The 15,265-nt window shown below is 69.6% G+C and carries 16 protein-coding genes; 9 read left to right on the top strand and 7 right to left on the bottom strand.

All coding sequences use genetic code 11. The annotated features are described in order from the left end of the window. Positions 1-144: 144 nt before the first annotated feature. Positions 145-735 (bottom strand): HAD-IA family hydrolase, encoded by a 591-nt coding sequence (locus J0J01_RS27160; protein WP_296386530.1) that lies wholly within the window; start codon positions 733-735, stop codon positions 145-147. A 182-nt stretch (positions 736-917) separates the two neighbouring features. Between J0J01_RS27160 and rho the strand changes: the two genes are divergently transcribed. Further along, on the top strand, positions 918-2,300 hold the full coding sequence (gene rho, locus J0J01_RS27165; protein ID WP_296386531.1) for a transcription termination factor Rho: 1,383 nt from the start codon (positions 918-920) through the stop codon (positions 2,298-2,300). 78 nt (positions 2,301-2,378) lie between these two features. Here rho and J0J01_RS27170 read toward each other — a convergent pair whose 3' ends face one another. Genes J0J01_RS27170 through J0J01_RS27185 form a run of 4 tightly spaced genes read right to left on the bottom strand, consistent with a single transcriptional unit; the run spans position 2,379 to position 5,438 of the window. Continuing rightward, positions 2,379-2,807 (bottom strand): PaaI family thioesterase, encoded by a 429-nt coding sequence (locus J0J01_RS27170; protein ID WP_296386533.1) that lies wholly within the window; start codon positions 2,805-2,807, stop codon positions 2,379-2,381. After that, complete coding sequence (locus J0J01_RS27175; protein ID WP_296386535.1) at positions 2,804-3,685, bottom strand: shikimate dehydrogenase; 882 nt, start codon at positions 3,683-3,685, stop codon at positions 2,804-2,806. The genes J0J01_RS27170 and J0J01_RS27175 overlap by 4 nt, the downstream gene beginning before the upstream one ends. Next, positions 3,682-4,290 (bottom strand): Maf family nucleotide pyrophosphatase, encoded by a 609-nt coding sequence (locus J0J01_RS27180; protein ID WP_296386538.1) that lies wholly within the window; start codon positions 4,288-4,290, stop codon positions 3,682-3,684. The genes J0J01_RS27175 and J0J01_RS27180 overlap by 4 nt, the downstream gene beginning before the upstream one ends. A gap of 20 nt (positions 4,291-4,310) precedes the next feature. After that, on the bottom strand, positions 4,311-5,438 hold the full coding sequence (locus J0J01_RS27185; RefSeq protein ID WP_296386539.1) for a PQQ-dependent sugar dehydrogenase: 1,128 nt from the start codon (positions 5,436-5,438) through the stop codon (positions 4,311-4,313). Positions 5,439-5,499: 61 nt separating this feature from the next. Between J0J01_RS27185 and J0J01_RS27190 the strand changes: the two genes are divergently transcribed. The 5 genes from J0J01_RS27190 to J0J01_RS27210 all read left to right on the top strand — a co-directional run bounded on the left by J0J01_RS27190 (position 5,500) and on the right by J0J01_RS27210 (position 9,528). Then, entirely contained in the window at positions 5,500-6,477 is a 978-nt protein-coding gene (locus J0J01_RS27190; RefSeq protein WP_296386540.1) for a quinone oxidoreductase, read from the top strand. Positions 6,478-6,669: 192 nt separating this feature from the next. Then, entirely contained in the window at positions 6,670-7,332 is a 663-nt protein-coding gene (coaE, locus tag J0J01_RS27195) for a dephospho-CoA kinase (RefSeq protein WP_296386695.1), read from the top strand. Positions 7,333-7,346: 14 nt separating this feature from the next. Then, the gene (gene dnaQ, locus J0J01_RS27200) at positions 7,347-8,033 is read left to right on the top strand and encodes a DNA polymerase III subunit epsilon (RefSeq protein ID WP_296386542.1); all 687 of its coding nucleotides are present in this window, start codon (positions 7,347-7,349) and stop codon (positions 8,031-8,033) included. A 4-nt stretch (positions 8,034-8,037) separates the two neighbouring features. Further along, positions 8,038-9,027, top strand: coding sequence for a hypothetical protein (locus J0J01_RS27205; protein ID WP_296386544.1), 990 nt, complete (start codon positions 8,038-8,040; stop codon positions 9,025-9,027). A 75-nt stretch (positions 9,028-9,102) separates the two neighbouring features. Continuing rightward, positions 9,103-9,528, top strand: a complete 426-nt coding sequence (locus J0J01_RS27210; RefSeq protein WP_296386546.1) for an NUDIX domain-containing protein — start codon at positions 9,103-9,105, stop codon at positions 9,526-9,528. Positions 9,529-9,725: 197 nt separating this feature from the next. On the opposite strand, the gene secB is transcribed toward J0J01_RS27210, so the two are convergent. After that, positions 9,726-10,235 carry a protein-export chaperone SecB gene (gene secB, locus J0J01_RS27215; RefSeq protein WP_296386548.1) on the bottom strand — a complete coding sequence of 170 codons (510 nt, stop codon included), beginning with the start codon at positions 10,233-10,235 and terminating at the stop codon, positions 9,726-9,728. 91 nt (positions 10,236-10,326) lie between these two features. Here secB and J0J01_RS27220 point away from each other — a divergent pair, with 91 nt between their 5' ends. Further along, positions 10,327-11,151, top strand: a complete 825-nt coding sequence (locus tag J0J01_RS27220) for a gamma-glutamyl-gamma-aminobutyrate hydrolase family protein (protein ID WP_296386551.1) — start codon at positions 10,327-10,329, stop codon at positions 11,149-11,151. A 10-nt stretch (positions 11,152-11,161) separates the two neighbouring features. Next, a complete protein-coding gene (gene gtdA, locus J0J01_RS27225) occupies positions 11,162-12,196 on the top strand; it encodes a gentisate 1,2-dioxygenase (RefSeq protein ID WP_296386553.1) in 1,035 nt (344 codons plus the stop codon). 103 nt (positions 12,197-12,299) lie between these two features. Here gtdA and J0J01_RS27230 read toward each other — a convergent pair whose 3' ends face one another. Beyond that, the gene (locus tag J0J01_RS27230; RefSeq protein ID WP_296386555.1) at positions 12,300-12,905 is read right to left on the bottom strand and encodes a LytTR family DNA-binding domain-containing protein; all 606 of its coding nucleotides are present in this window, start codon (positions 12,903-12,905) and stop codon (positions 12,300-12,302) included. 257 nt (positions 12,906-13,162) lie between these two features. Between J0J01_RS27230 and J0J01_RS27235 the strand changes: the two genes are divergently transcribed. Next, positions 13,163-15,250, top strand: coding sequence for an alpha/beta fold hydrolase (locus J0J01_RS27235; RefSeq protein ID WP_296386557.1), 2,088 nt, complete (start codon positions 13,163-13,165; stop codon positions 15,248-15,250). The last annotated feature ends 15 nt before the right edge of the window (positions 15,251-15,265 follow it).

Consider the following 15,265-nt stretch of genomic DNA (forward strand, 5'->3'; position numbering starts at 1 on the left):
CCTTCTACGGCTTCAAATCCGAACAGGTCCGCGATACACTCTGTGGGCATCGGAGCATTCCTTTGGGAGTGAGACGGTCGTTGTTGCAAAACAACTTTCTCAGAACCCGCGCTCCGATGCACCTCTTCCTGTGAGATATCCGGGCTAGACCAGTTCCGCCAGGCTCCGGATCGTGCGGTGCGGAGAGGTCGCCTTGCCGCCGATATCGAGCAGCACCGTCTGGAGCCCGACGTCGCGCGCGGCATCGAGATTGCGCGGCCGGTCGTCGACGAACACGATCTCCTGTGGCGTCACGCCGAGATCGGCGATGGCGCGGCGATAGATGTCGGGCGACGGCTTGCGCAGGCCGAGATCGCCGCTGATGAACCAGCTGTCGATCCAGGCCGCCAGCCCGAACTGGCGGCGCAGCTTGAGCGACCACTGCGATACGTCGTTCGACAGGCAGGCGAGCCGGCCGTAGCGGGCTCTGAGCCGCGGCAGGGCATCGAGCGTACCGTCGATCAGGCGATGGCCGGCGAGATAGTCGTCCTCGCACGTGGCGTCGACGCCCATGCGCGTCCAGAACTCCGCCAGTTCCATCCGGCCAAGGCTTGCGGCGACGTAGGCGCGGTCGATGTCCTCGGCCGAAAGGTTCGCCGTGCCATGCCTGCGCACGAACGGCACCAGCAACTCGGCCACGTCGTCTCCCGCCTGGTAGAGCACGCCCATGGCGTCGAGGACGAGAACCTCGGGCATCGCGCAAGGATGCCCTTTGACACCGTTTCGCGACAATCCTATATGAAAGGCACCTAGGGCCCTTGGCGCCGCCGCCCGGCGGTGATCGACGGGGTCCACATCGTACGACACAGCACTCATTTCATGGCCGGCCGCCCTGGCCGCCCGAGCGCGTGCGTCATTCCAACCTACTGAAAAGACACATGAATCTCGAAGACCTCAAGAAGAAGAAACCGCCCGAACTGCTCGCGTTCGCCGAGGAGCAGGGCGTGGAAGGCGCCGCCCAGATGCGCCGCCAGGAGCTGATGTTCGCGATCCTGCAGAAGCTCGCGGCCAACGACCAGGTGATCTCCGGCAGCGGCACCATCGAGGTGATCCCCGATGGCTTCGGCTACCTGCGCTCGATGGAGGCCAACTACCTGCCCGGCGCCGACGACATCTATGTCAGCCCGACCCAGGTCCGGAAGTTCGGCCTGCGCACCGGCGACACCGTCGAAGGCGAGATCCGCGCCCCCAAGGACGGTGAGCGCTACTTCGCCATGGTGCAGATCAACAAGATCAACTTCGAGGACCCCGAGGCGCTGCGCCATCGCATCGGCTTCGATTCGCTGACCCCGCTCTATCCCGACGAGAAGCTCAAGCTCGAGATGGATGGCGCCGGCGTTATGGCGCCGACGATTTCCGAGGAGCAGAGCGCACCGCGGGCGACGGCGGCGGGCCGCGTCTCGACCGGCCGGCGCACCACCGGCACACTGACCAAGAAGGCCTCGACCTCGACGCCGCAGCAGCAGCTCGACATCTCGACCCGCGTGATCGACCTGATCGCGCCGATCGGCAAGGGCCAGCGCGCCCTGATCGTGTCGCCGCCGCGCACCGGCAAGACCGTGCTGATGCAGAACATCGCGCACGCCATCACCGCCAACAACCCGGAGGTCTTCCTCATGGTGCTGCTGGTCGACGAGCGGCCGGAGGAAGTCACCGACATGCAGCGCACGGTGAAGGGCGAGGTCGTGAGCTCGACCTTCGACGAGCCGGCGAGCCGCCACGTTGCCGTCGCCGAGATGGTGATCGAGAAGGCCAAGCGCCTGGTCGAGCACAAGCGCGACGTCGTCATCCTGCTGGATTCCATTACGCGGCTGGGTCGCGCCTACAACACCGTGGTGCCGTCGTCGGGCAAGGTGCTGACCGGCGGTGTCGACGCCAACGCCCTGCAGCGGCCCAAGCGCTTCTTCGGCGCCGCGCGCAACATCGAGGAGGGCGGCTCGCTCACCATCATCGCCACGGCGCTGATCGACACCGGCAGCCGCATGGACGAGGTGATCTTCGAGGAGTTCAAAGGCACCGGTAACTCCGAAATCATCCTCGACCGCAAGGTCGCCGACAAGCGCACCTTCCCGGCGATCGACATCACCAAGTCGGGCACGCGCAAAGAGGAGCTGCTGGTCGACCGCGCGACGCTGTCGAAGATGTGGGTGCTGCGCCGCATCCTCATGCCGATGGGCGCCGTCGATGCGATCGAGTTCCTGCTCGACAAGCTGCGGACCGCGAAGAGCAACCAGGACTTCTTCTCGTCCATGAATCAATAGCGCGCCTTCACAGGCGCGGGCGGGCGGCAGCGCTTGTAGTCAAGCGCGAGAGCCCGCGCGGTGCAGAAAAGGCAAGAACTACGACGCGCGGTCGCCCGTCCGCGCGAACACGGCGGAGGCGTGCACGATGCGCTCGTCGCCGACCATCAGGTAGCAGTTGGCGAAGGCCAAGCGGCCGCCGACCTTGTGGACGTCGACATGGGCCTCGACCCAGTCGCCGATCTTGGCCGAGCCCGCGAAATCCGTCGTCACGCTGGCCGTCGTCAGCATCGGCGACGGCGTCTGGCTGCGCGTCGTGCGGTAGCCCAGCGCGATGTCGCACATCGTCATCAGGATGCCGCCATGGGCGATGCCGCGCGCGTTGGCGTGCTTGGGCTGGATGCGCAGGCCGACCACGAAGGTGCCGTCGTCCTTCTCGCGATAGAAGAACGGCCCGTTATGGTCGAGGAACGGGCTGGTGCGGAACAGCGGCTTGAAGCCGGCGGGCGGGTCGCTGGCGCCGGTCATGCCGCCAGCACCGCCTGGCGCTGCGCCTCCGTCACCTCGACCTTGCGGCCGAACCAGGCCTCGAAGCCCATGCGGCCCTGGTGCAGCAGCATGCCGAGGCCGTCGATCGGCGTGTTGCCGCGCGCACGCGCCGCGGCGAGCAGCGCCGTCTCGAGCGGCACGGAGACGATGTCGTCGACCACGGCGTTGGCCGGCAAGCGCGCAAGGTCGAGGTCGAGCGGCGGCTGGCCCTTCATGCCGAGCGAGGTGGTGTTCACCAGCAGGGTCGCGCCGTCGAGCACGGCGGAGCGCTCGTCCCAGCGCTCGATCATGATCTGGCGGCCGTCGCGGGGCGTGAAGGCGACGCCGAGAGTGATCGCCGCCTGCTGGGTGCGGTTGATCAGCCTGAGCTCGGGCACGCCGGCATCGACCAGGCTGGCCACGACCGCGCGCGCGGCGCCGCCGGCGCCCAGCACCACGGCCGGCCCGTCCGTGGCCTGCCAGGCCGGCGCCCCTTGCTTCAATGCCGAGACGAAGCCGAAGCCGTCGCTGTTGCGGCCTTCGAGGCTGCCGTCGGGCTGCTTGATCACGGTGTTGACCGCGCCGATGCGCTCGGCATCGGGATGGATGCGATCGAGCAGCGGCATGATGTCGATCTTGTGCGGCAGCGTGAGATTGCAGCCGCGCGCGGTGGCTGTTTTCCTGAGGAACGCGACCAGCGCCTCGAGCGCCTCGCGCTTGGGCTCGACCGGCAGGCGGCCGTAGTGGCCGTCGATGCCGTGCTCCTTCAGCCAGTAACCGTGCAGCGCGGGCGAGCGCGAATGCTCGACCGGCCAGCCGACGATCGCCGCGAACGGCCTTCCGCGCGCCTCGGCGAGCAGGGCCTCGTACGGCGTCACGCCGCCTTCTCCTCGAGGCCGATGCCGTGACCGGCCAGGAACGACAGCAAGGGCAGCAGCGGCAGGCCGAGGATGGTGAAGTAGTCGCCGTCGACCCGGGTGAAGAGATGCGCGCCCAGCCCTTCGAGCTGGTAGGCGCCGACCGAGGTCAGCACGTCCTCGCCGGCCTTCGCCAGATAGGCGTCGACGAAGGAGTCGGTGAACGGCCGCATGGTGAGCCGCGCCCGTTCCGCCCAGTGCCACAGCCGCTGGCCGCCGCGCGCCACCACGACCGAGGAGAAGAGCTCGTGCGTCTGGCCGCGCAGCGCCAGAAGCTGCTTGCGGGCGGCTTCCAGGGTCGGCGGCTTGTCGAACAGCCGGCCGTTGCAGGCGAGCGTCGAATCGGCGCCGATCACCATCGCGTCGGGATGCCGCGACGAGACCTTCACCGCCTTCATCTCGGCGAGCGTCGAGGCGAGCTCTTGCGGTGCCGCGCGGCTGCCGAGGCTGCGGGTGATCTCCTCCTCGTCGACGCCGGCGGGCTCGATGTCGAAGGCGAGACCGGCATTGGCGAGCATCTGGCGGCGCGACGGGCTGGCGGAGGCGAGGATGAGGGACGGAGGCATGGTACCTTGAGACGTACTCTTTACGCAGGTTCGACGCGGAACAGGCCGCCGTCGTCGCTGTGGGTGACGAGGTAGAGGAACCCGTCGAGCCCCTGGCGAACGTCGCGGATATAGGGAAGCCGGCCTTCGATCAACCGTTCCTCATTCACAATCTTCTCGCCGTCGGTCTCCAGCCGGAACAGGGCATAGGCCGAGAGGCCGCCGGTGAACAGCGAGCCCTTCCAGGCCGGGAACGCATCGGCGGTGTAGAAGGCGAGGCCGCACGGCGAGATCGACGGCGTCCAGACGCGCAGCGGATCCTCCATGCCAGGCAGGCTCCTGTGCGGGCTGATGATGGCGCCGTTGTAGTCGATGCCGTGCGTGGCCAGCGGCCAGCCGTAGTTGGCGCCGGGCTTCAGCACGTTCAGCTCGTCGCCGCCGCGCGGGCCGTGCTCGACCTCCCACATCCGCCCCGTGGCCGGATGCATCGCCAGCCCCTGCGGATTGCGATGACCGTAAGAGAAAATCTCGGGCCGCACGCCGGCGCGGCCGACGAAGGGATTGTCCGACGGCACGCTGCCGTCGTCCCTGAGGCGCACGATCTTGCCGCCGAGATCGGCGAGGTCCTGCGCGCGCGGCTTGTTGTAGCGCTCGCCCGCCGTCACATACATCAGCCCGGCGCGGTCGAAGGCGATGCGCGAGCCGAAATGCAGGCCGCCTGGCGCCCGCGGCAGCGCCTCGTAGATCACCCTCAAGCCCACCAGGCCGCCGTCGCCCAGCTCGGCGCGCGCCACCGTGGTCGCGTTGCCGCCCCCTTTGTCCATAGGGCCCTCAGCCGAATAGGAAAGATAGAGCACGCGGTTCTGCGCGAAGTGCGGATGCAGGCAGACATCGAGCAGCCCGCCCTGGCCGGTCGCCGCGACCCGCGGCACGCCGGCAAGCGGTGTCGGGTCGAGCCTGCCGTTGGCGAACACCCGCAGCCGTCCCGGCCGCTCGGTGATCAGGATCCGCCCGTCGGGCAGGAACGCCATGCCCCAGGGCTGCACCAGGCCGTGGCTCAGGGTGGACAGACGCAGATTGGCCTTGTTGCTGCGCAGCATCTGCGCGCGGGCGATCGCTGGCGCCGCCACAATGGCCGTTGCAGCCGTGAGGAAATCACGCCGGTTCATCGACCTTCCCATTGCCGCTCACTATACTCCGCCGCGATCAACCGATACGGGGAGCCCACCAATGTCCAAGTCGATCCTGATGCATGAAAATGGCGGACCGGAGAAGATGCAGCTCGAGGAAGTCGAGGTCGGCAAGCCCGGCCCCGGCCAGGTCAAGCTCCGCCACACCGCAATCGGCCTCAACTTCATCGACGTCTACACCCGCTCGGGCCTCTACAAGACGCCGCTGCCCAACGCGGTGGGCCGCGAGGGCGCCGGCGTGATCGTCGAGGTGGGCCCCAAGGTCAAGGGCTTCAAGAAGGGCGACCGCGTCGCCTATTGCGGCGAGCTCGGCGCCTACTGCCAGGAGCGCCTGATCGGCACCGAGCAACTGGTGAAGGTGCCGAAGGGCGTGAGCGACGAGCAGGCCGCGGCGATGATGCTGAAGGGCATGACCACCGAGTACCTGGTCGACCGCACCATCAAGCCGTGGGTCAAGAAGGGCGACATCGTCCTGTTCCATGCTGCGGCCGGCGGCGTCGGCCTGCTGTTCGGCCAGTGGGCCAAGGCGCGCGGCTACAAGGTGATCGGCACCGTGTCGTCGCCGGAGAAGGCCGCGCTCGCCAAGAAGCACGGCTACAAGTGGGTGATCGACTACACCAAGCAGAACATCGTCGAGGAGGTGATGAAGATCACCAAGGGCAAGAAGGTCCCGGCAGTGGTCGACGGCGTCGGCAAGGACACCTGGGAAGCCTCGCTCGACTGCCTGCAGCCGCGCGGCATCATGGCCTCGTTCGGCAACGCCTCGGGCCCGGTGCCGCCGCAGTCGATCGCGATCCTCAACGCCAAGGGCTCGCTCTACCTGACGCGGCCGAGTCTCGGCGCCTACACCTCGACCCGCAAGGATCTCGAGGCGTCGGCCAATTCGCTGTTCAAGATGGTCAAGAGCGGCAAGGTCAAGATCGCCATCGACCAGCGCTATCCGCTGGCCGAGGCGGGACAGGCGCATGCCGACCTCGAGAGCCGCAAGACCACCGGACAGACCATCCTCATTCCGTGACATCAGTTCCTCCCCTTCGCGGAGACCGCGAAGGGGAGGTGCCGGCGTCAGAGCGCTTTTCGTGCTTCGCTCGAAAACGCGTGGCCGGCGGAGGGGTCATGAGCCAGTTCGTCGTGGCCCATGACCCCGCCGTCGCCGTATGACGGCGACACCTCCCCGGCGGAGCTGGGGGAGGAGGGAGAAGTAGCGATCGTGGTGATCGTCGGACTCACCGGCTCCATCGGCATGGGCAAGTCGACCGCAGCGAAGATGCTGCGGTCGATGGGTGTGCCCGTCTACGACGCGGATGCCACGGTGCATCGCCTGCAGGCGCCGGGCGGGCTCGCCCTGCCGCCGATCGAGGCGGCGTTCCCGGGCGTGGTGAAGAACCGCGTGCTCGACCGCCAGGCGTTGGGCGCGCGCGTTTTCGGCGACAAGGAAGCGCTGCGCCGGCTCGAGGCGATCGTCCATCCGCTGGTCCAGCAGCAGCAGCGGCTGTTCGTGCGCCGCGCGGCGCTGCGCGGCGCCCCGATGGTGGTGCTCGACATCCCGCTGCTGTTCGAGGGCCTGGGCGAGCGCCGGGTCGACGGCGTGCTGGTGGTGAGCGCGCCTGCTTTCCTGCAGCGCCAGCGCGTGATGGCGCGGCCCGGCATGACGGCGGAGAAATTTGCCGGCATCCTGCGCCTGCAAGTCCCCGACGCAGTCAAGCGCCGCAAGGCGACCGTGGTGATCCCGACCGGCCTCGGCCTGGCCCCGACGCGGACCGCGCTCGCCAAGGCGGTGCGGTCACTGAAGAAGAAGCGCGGCCATTCGTGGCCATCCAACCCGTGGCGCGATCGATTCACAGCCCGGCTTGCGCGCGCGCGGCGCAAATGAGCTAAAAGGAGTCGATGCGCGAGATCGTCCTCGACACCGAAACCACCGGCCTCGATCCGCTGGCCGGCCATCGCGTGGTCGAGGTCGGCTGCATCGAGCTCGTGAACATGGTCGCGACGGGCCGCACCTTCCACGCCTACTTCAATCCCGAGATGCTGATGCCGGCCGGCGCGCAGGACGTGCACGGCCTCAGCGACGAATTCCTGGCCGACAAGCCGCGCTTCGCTGAGCGCGTCGAGGAATTCCTGGAGTTCGTCGGCGATGCGCAGCTCGTGATCCACAACGCGCAGTTCGACATCGGCTTCCTCAACGCCGAGCTCGAGCGCTGCAGCAAGGCCAAGCTCGCCAACGCCTATGTCGACACCGTGTCGGTGGCGCGCAAGAAGTTCCCCGGCCAGCGCGCCAGCCTCGACGCGCTGTGCGAGCGCTTCGGCATCGACAATTCCAGCCGCACCAAGCACGGCGCGCTGCTCGACTCCGAGCTGCTGGCCGAGGTCTATCTCGAGCTGAGCGGCGGCCGCCAGCGCGACCTCGGCCTGGCGCCCGAGATGGTGGCACGCGCCGCGGCGGGCCTGGCGCTCGCCGCCGGCGCCGTCATCCGCGCCGCGCGCCCGCACATCGCCGGCGCCGCCGAGCTTGCCGCCCACGCCGCGTTCCTCGCCAAGCTCAGCGATCCGCTCTGGCTGAAAGCCGAGAGCTGACGCCATGCGGAGCCGCCTGACCGCGGTCCTCTCCGCTTTCCTGATCCTTGCCGGCTGCCAGCCGCAGCAGCCGCCGACCACCGCCGCGCCGACCACCACCGCGCCGACCACCACCGCACCGACCGGCATCGGCCTGCCGGCGCTGGAAGGCGCGCGCCGCTACGACGCCGCGATCGAGCCGGCCGAGGAACCCCGCACGGTGCGCAGCGTGCGGCCGCCGCGTGCGGTGCCGCCCGCGCAGCCCAGCGAGCGAGAGCGCCTGGCGATCGCGGCCTGGGAGAAGGAGGAGGCCGCCGCGCGCCGCTCGCCGCTCACCGTCCTGCCGCCGACGCGCACCCGCAGTCCGCTGGCCATACCGGGCGATGACGGCGCGCTGCCGCAGCCTGCCGGCGAGCGTTGGCAGGGCGAGAGGCGTCCGGCCAGCGAGCGGGCGGTCCCGTCCTCGACCGGCGGCCGCGCCGAGGCGCCGAACGTCGCCGAGACGCCGTCGCGAGCGGCCTCGCCACCGCCCGCAGCGCCGCCGCCCACACAACAGGCAGTGCCCGCGCCGGCATCGCCGCCTCCCCCTCCAGCGCCGTCGGTAAAGCAGGCCGAGACCGCCCCCCCGCCGCCGCCCGCGCCACCGCCGGCTGCGCAGCCGCCTCCGCAGACCGCGACGGCAGCCGCGGCCGAGCCACGGCGCCAGCCGCCGGACGGGCCGCCGCTCACCACCGTGATCTTCGCACCGCGCTCGGCCAATCTTTCGGAAGATGCCCGCTTCGCGCTCGGCTTCTTCGCCCAGGATCCCAAGACGCAGCGCCTGCGCCGCATCGAATTGTGGGCCAGCGCCAGCGCCGCCGATCCGGTCGATGCCGGCAAGATCGCCTTCGCCCGCGCGCTCGCGGTGCACGCCTTCTTGATCGACATGGGCGTCAAGGCCGACATCGCGATCGCCGGCTATTCCGAAGCCGGCGGCGGCGGCTCACCGGACCGCGTCGATGTGATGACGCGCTAGCTTATCCCCCGAGGATTGTGCGGCCGGCGCGCGGCGACCGGTAAACGCTTGCTATCGTCGTGGCGAGGGGGCTGCATGGCGAAGCACCGACTCATCACCGACCTTCACCTGATCCTGCGCGACGGCGGCAGGGTGCTGCTCGGCCTGAGGCAGAACACGGGCTTTTCCGACGGCCTGTATCATCTGCCGGCGGGGCATCTGGAGCCCGACGAGACGATCGTCGCCGGCGCCGCGCGCGAGGCCAAGGAAGAGCTCGGCATCGACATCGCGCCCGGCGATCTCGACCTCGTGCACACCATGCATCTTCGCGAAGAACGGCTGTCGCTGTTCTTCGAGGTGCGCGGCTGGTCGGGCGAGATCAGCAACGCCGAGCCCGACAAGTGCGCCGCGCTCGCCTGGTTTCCCTTCGACGGATTCCCGGAGAACTTCGTGGCCTACGCCCGGGCGGCGCTCGAGCGCATCCGGGACGGCCAGCGCGTCAGCACATTCGGCTGGGAATAGACGGCCTCAGGCTTGCCCGACCTGTGGAGACTTGGCAGCGGATTTGGGCTTCTCGAGTCCGTGCGCAATTGGCACTGCGCAGGCCCTGGGCTTCGCGGCTTCGCCGCGACTCGCGTTCTCCGACGCAGCCGGAAAACGCTCAAGCGACGGAGCGTCGCCTAGCCCTACGGGCCCGCCAGCGCGAGCTTGGCTCGCGCTTAAGCGTGCCCGACCTGGCCGGTCGGCGTGCCCGGGATGTTGCCGCCGTTCGCCTCGAGCTGCTGGCGATAGAGGGCGACGAAGTCGACCGGCGCGATGTTGAGCGGCGGGAAGCCGGCCTCGCGGGTGGCGTTGGCCACGATCGCGCGGGCGAACGGGAAGAGCAGCCGCGGCGTCTCGATCAGCAGCAGCGGGCCGAACGCCTCCTGCGGCACGTCGCCCAGGGTGACCGTGCCGGCATAGATCAGCTCGAGCACGAACAGCGGCTCCTTCTCCGGCGTCGCGGCGTTGGCCTCGATGGTCAGCGTCACCTCGAAGGTCTTGGCCTCGAACTGCTTGGTGGCGACGTTCACGTTGAGCGTGAGCTGCGGCTGCTTCTGCTCGATCAGGCTCTGCGGCGCCCGCGGGTTCTCGAAGCTCAGGTCCTTGATGTACTGGCCATGGAGGGTGAGCGGGCTGGGCGTCTGCTGGGGCTGCGGGTTGGGGCCGCCGGGAGGGGGTGTCGACATGGGCCGGGCCGGTACCATGCAAGGCAGGGCTGCACAAGCCGAAGCGGCGCGGCAATTGCCAAGCAAGGGCTGCAGCGCGATGATAAAGCCCATGAATTCCGCGCGTTTACGCCCTTTGATCGGCGTCTCGGCCTGCCTCAAGGAGAATGGTCGCGGCGGCTGGGTCCACAGCGTCGGCGACAAGTACGTACAGGCGGCAATCCGCGCCGTCGGCGGCCTGCCGGTGATCGTGCCGGCCTGCGGCCGCGAGTTCGATGCGAATGGCTCGGATGAGGGCATGACCGAGGCGCTCGATCGCCTGCTCGACACCATGGACGGCCTGCTGCTGACCGGCAGTCCCTCCAACGTCGAGCCTCGCCACTACGAGGGCGATCCCTCCCGCGAGGGCACCGCGCACGATCCGGCGCGCGATGCGACCACCCTGCCGCTGATCCGGCACGCGATCGACCACGCCGTGCCGCTGCTCGCGATCTGCCGCGGCGCGCAGGAGGTCAACGTGGCGCTGGGCGGCACCTTGCATCAGCTCGTGCACGAGGTGCCGGGCCGGCGCGACCATCGCTCGCCCCGGACTCCCGACACCGACACCAACTACTCGATCGCGCACGAGATCGAGATCCTGGAGGGCGGCCTGCTGCAGCGCCTGGTCGGCCAGCACAAGGTGATGGTGAACTCGCTGCATGCCCAGGGCGTCGACAGGCTGGCGCCGCGCGCCAGGCTCGAGGCCGTGGCCGACGACGGCCAGGTCGAGGCCTTCAGCGTGCCCGATGCGCCGGCCTTCGCCTTGGCATTGCAATGGCATCCCGAGCATCGCGCGCTCGAGAACCCTGTCTCGATGAAGCTGTTCGATGCCTTCTCCGCCGCCTGCCACGACCGCGCCCGGCGGCGTCTCGGCCTTCTACGCGCGGCCGCCGAATAGAGGTTTCGCCATGGACGGTGGCACCCGCAACAACGCCCGCCGCGATTTCTACGAGCGCATCGGCGGCCTCTCGATGGCGCCCTTGTGGGAGTCGCTGCACCAGCTCGTGCCGCCGCAGCCCTCCCCGAAGTACGTGCCGGCGGCGTGGGACTACGACAAGGTGCGGCCGTTCCTGATGGAGTCCGGCACGCTGATCACCGCCAAGGAGGCGGTGCGGCGCGTGCTGATCCTGGAGAACCCGTCGATGCCGGGCAGCGCCTGCATCACGCCGACGCTCTATGCCGGCCTGCAGCTCATCCTGCCGGGCGAGGTGGCGCCGGCGCATCGCCATACGCAGTCGGCGCTGCGCTTCATCGTCGAGGGCGAGGGCGCCTACACCGCCGTCGACGGCGAGCGCACCATCATGCGCGAGGGCGACTTCGTCATCACCCCGACCTGGACCTGGCACGACCACGGCAACGATTCGAGCAAGCCGATGGTGTGGCTCGACGGCCTCGACATCCCGCTGGTGGCGATGTTCAACGCCGGCTTCGCCGAGAACGGCGCCGAGGACGAGCAGGCGGTGACCGCGCCCGAGGGCACGTCCGACGCCAGGTTCGCGAGCGGTTTGCTGCCGGTCGACTGGAAGCCGTCGCGCCAGACCTCGCCGATCTTCAACTATCCCTATGCGCGCACGCGCGAGGCGCTGGCCGGTCTCGCCAAGGCCGGGCCGCCGGACGCCTGCCACGGCTACAAGCTGCGCTACGTCAATCCCGCGAATGGCGGTGCGCCGATCGCCACCATGGGCACCTTCATGCAGCTCCTGCCCGAGGGCTTCGAGAGCGCACCCTACCGCAGCACCGACGGCACGGTGTTCTCGGTCGTCGAGGGCGAGGGCGAGAGCACGATCGGCGACAAGACCTTCCGCTGGAAGAAGCGCGACCACTTCGTGGTGCCGAGCTGGGCGAAGGTCGTGCACAAGGCCAAGGGCGAGGCCGTGCTGTTCTCCTTCTCCGACCGTCCGGTGCAGGAGCGCCTCGATCTTTGGCGCGAGCAGCGCTCCTAACGTCACCCACCTCCCCCGTCTTCCGGGGGGGAGGCCGGGAGGGGGAGAGCAACAGTCGTGCTGCCTTCCCCCTCCTGTATCCTCCCCCGTATGACGGGGAGGACTAAGGGAGCCAGCCCATCTCCTTCGCCTGGTCGCGGAAGCTCTTGCTCACCGGCACCTTGAGGCCGTTGCGCAGGACCAGCAGCGTCCGTGTGCCGGCGCGCTCGGGCGCCGTCACCGCGCCGTCGGCCACCCACCACGAGCGGTGCACCTGCCGGCCGCGCTTGTGGCCGAGCTCGGCGAGGGCATCGCGCAGGCGCAGCAGGATCAGGTCGCTGCCGACCGCGGTGTGGATGCGCAGGTAGTGGTCCTCCATCTCCAGCGCCAGCAGGTCGCGGCCCAGCGCCGGCGGAATGCGGCGGAAGAAGTCGGGGCCGGCCTGCGGCAGCTCGGCGACCCGCGCCCGCTCGGCATCGGCCTGGGCATGCAGGCGTTGCTCCGTGAGCAGCCCGATAAGGACCGAGATCACCACCGTGAGGAAGGCATTGTCCGGATAGATCTCAGGGAAGGCCCGCCAGGGGATCGGCCAGGAGACCCAGCCATGGACCACGATGACGCCTGCGGTGCTGGGCACCGCCGCCAGCAGGCCGACCGGGGCCATGCGCGCATAGACCGGCCAGCGGTCGATCGGCTCGAGCCGCCCGAACCAGGCGGCCAGCAGGACCACCGCCAGCCAGGTCAGGACGCCGATGGTGGCCGAGGCCCAAGGTGTTGTAGGTGCCGAACGGCCCGGTCACGGCCATCACGACGGCGAGCATCAGCACCGCGGGTAGTTGCCAGGGCAGCGATCGGAGATACAGCGATTCGCGCATCGTGAGCCGATGATCCCGGCAGATCGCGAAAAAGGCCAGGCCTTCCACGCAATCGGGATGGAGCGGCGCGCGCTTACCGCCGATGGTGCGGCCTCCGACGCCGAGGTTCATCATGCCGTCCCCTCTCGACATCGTCCTGCACACGCTGCTCTGGGTGTGGCCATTGCTGGCGCTCGTGCTGTGGCTCGGCTGGTCGGCCCGCAAGCCGCGGGTGGCGCATCTGCTGCAGCTCGCCGCCCTGCCGCTGGTTGGCCTGGGCGTCACCATCGCAGGCGTCGTGCAGTCGGCGCTGCCGGCCTTCACCCTGGCCGGTTGGCTGACCGGGTTGCTGCTCGCCCTGCCGATCGGCCACGCGATCGGCCGGCGGCGCGAGGTGCGCTGGCAGGACGGCCGCGTCTGGATCGCCGGCGGTTGGTTCTTGCTGGGCTTCGCGCTGTCGATCTTCGCGGTGCGCTACGCGCTGGGCGTCACCTTCGGCGTCTGGCCGCAGCTTGCGCGCCAGCCGGCCTGGATCGCCGGCGCGGGCCTGGCGGGCGGCGCGATCGCCGGCATCGGGCTGGGCTGGCTGAGCGGCCTGCTGCTGCGCCGTCGATGGGTCGGCCGTTCGCTGCTCGCCGGGGCGGCGATGCCGGCGCTGGCGCTCACGGCCTTCGCCGCGATGATCGCCTTCGATGCGCCGGTGCGGGTGCCGCCGCTCGCCGCAGGCGATTCCATGCCCGGCATCGAGAGCTGGGACTTCTCGCAAGTGCCGCCGGTGCAGCGCGTCGTCGCGCGCGACGGCGCGCCGCTCACCTATCGCCTCTATCCCGGCCGCGCCGATCGCGCCGTCGTGCTGGTGCACGGCTCGTCGGGCGCCAGTATTTCCATGCACAAGTCGGCGCAGGCGCTGCAGGCGGCGGGCGCCACCGTCTATGCCATCAGCCTGCGCGGCCATGGCGGCAGCGGCGCGGCCAACGGCGACGTCTCCTACCAGCGCCAGCTCGACGACGATCTCGCCGACTTCGTGAGGGCGGTGGGACTCGACGGCCGGAAGATGCATCGCACGCTCGCAGGCTTCTCCCTGGGCGGCGGCTTCGCGCTGCGCACGGCGAGCGGCCCGCATCGCGCCGACTTCGACGCCTATCTCGCGATCTCGCCCTACATCGCCCAGGACTCGCCGACCTCGCGGCAAAGCGGCGGCGGCTGGGCGAGCGTGGCGGTGCCCCGGACGATCGGCCTGTCGCTGCTCGACGCCTTCGGCCTGCCGTGGTTGCAGGGCCTGCCGGTCATCCGCTTCGCGACCGACGCGGCGCCGAGCGACAGCCGCACGCCGGTCTACTCGTTCCGCCTCGCCGCCGGCCTGCAGCTCCATCGCACCTGGCGCGCTGAGATCGCCGGCATCGCTCGGCCGACCGCGGTGGTCGTCGGCGCGCGCGACGAGCTGTTCAACGTCGATCGCTTCGCGCCCCTGTTCGCCGAGCTCAACCCGAAGATCGCCGTGACGGTGCAGCCGGACCTCCGCCACCTCGACATGATCGCCGATCCGCGCGGCACCGAAGCGGTGGCCCGGGCGTGGCGGCGGCTGGCCGATGCCGCGCCGGTGCCGCGCGCCGAGCGCTTCGACATGAAGGTCCGCGAGGACATGTTCGCCGGCTTCGACGGCGACGAGACATCGTTCAAGCGCGCGCTGGCCGTGATCGACCGCACGCTGGGCGCCGATCCGGATCATGCCGAGGCGCTCGTCTGGCGCGGGGCTGGCCGCCTCTTCCTGGCCGGCCAGGCGTTCGGGCGAGGCGCGTTCGCCGAGGGCCTGCGGCTGCAGACCGAAGGACTGGGCGATCTCGAGCGCGGTGTGGCGCTGGCGTCCGATTCGCCCGGCACGCGCGCCGCGCGCGGACCGGTGCTGATGATCTATGCCGCCGCGTTGCACCCTTACGATCGCGTATTGGCCGATCGCCTGACGAAGACCGCGATCGAAGACTTCGATTTCATGGTCGCCCGGGAGCAGACGCGTTGGTCGGCGCTCGACACGCACGATCGGGGCGAGCTGCTGGGCGGGCTGGCGACGGGCTGGCTGCAGCTCGGCGATAGCGCAAGGGCGGTGCCGTACCTCGACCGCATGATCGCGGAGCTGCCGAACACACCGTACGCCAAGGCCGCTGCGCAGCGGCGCGCCGATCCGTCGTCAAAGGCAGCGCTGACCTGCCTCGACTGCCACTAGACTAGAGGATGAAGA

The organism is Reyranella sp., assembly GCF_017305915.1.
Taxonomy (GTDB): Bacteria; Pseudomonadota; Alphaproteobacteria; order Reyranellales; family Reyranellaceae; genus Reyranella.

Coding starts and splice junctions, on each gene's coding strand:
- dnaQ (WP_296386542.1), top strand. CDS start 7,347: ATGCGCGAGATCGTCCTCGACACCGAAACCACCGGCCTCGATCCGCTG.
- J0J01_RS27235 (WP_296386557.1), top strand. CDS start 13,163: ATGCCGTCCCCTCTCGACATCGTCCTGCACACGCTGCTCTGGGTGTGG.
- J0J01_RS27190 (WP_296386540.1), top strand. CDS start 5,500: ATGTCCAAGTCGATCCTGATGCATGAAAATGGCGGACCGGAGAAGATG.
- J0J01_RS27220 (WP_296386551.1), top strand. CDS start 10,327: ATGAATTCCGCGCGTTTACGCCCTTTGATCGGCGTCTCGGCCTGCCTC.
- secB (WP_296386548.1), bottom strand. CDS start 10,235: ATGTCGACACCCCCTCCCGGCGGCCCCAACCCGCAGCCCCAGCAGACG.
- gtdA (WP_296386553.1), top strand. CDS start 11,162: ATGGACGGTGGCACCCGCAACAACGCCCGCCGCGATTTCTACGAGCGC.
- J0J01_RS27160 (WP_296386530.1), bottom strand. CDS start 735: ATGCCCGAGGTTCTCGTCCTCGACGCCATGGGCGTGCTCTACCAGGCG.
- J0J01_RS27170 (WP_296386533.1), bottom strand. CDS start 2,807: ATGACCGGCGCCAGCGACCCGCCCGCCGGCTTCAAGCCGCTGTTCCGC.
- rho (WP_296386531.1), top strand. CDS start 918: ATGAATCTCGAAGACCTCAAGAAGAAGAAACCGCCCGAACTGCTCGCG.
- J0J01_RS27185 (WP_296386539.1), bottom strand. CDS start 5,438: ATGAACCGGCGTGATTTCCTCACGGCTGCAACGGCCATTGTGGCGGCG.
- J0J01_RS27210 (WP_296386546.1), top strand. CDS start 9,103: ATGGCGAAGCACCGACTCATCACCGACCTTCACCTGATCCTGCGCGAC.
- J0J01_RS27180 (WP_296386538.1), bottom strand. CDS start 4,290: ATGCCTCCGTCCCTCATCCTCGCCTCCGCCAGCCCGTCGCGCCGCCAG.
- J0J01_RS27205 (WP_296386544.1), top strand. CDS start 8,038: ATGCGGAGCCGCCTGACCGCGGTCCTCTCCGCTTTCCTGATCCTTGCC.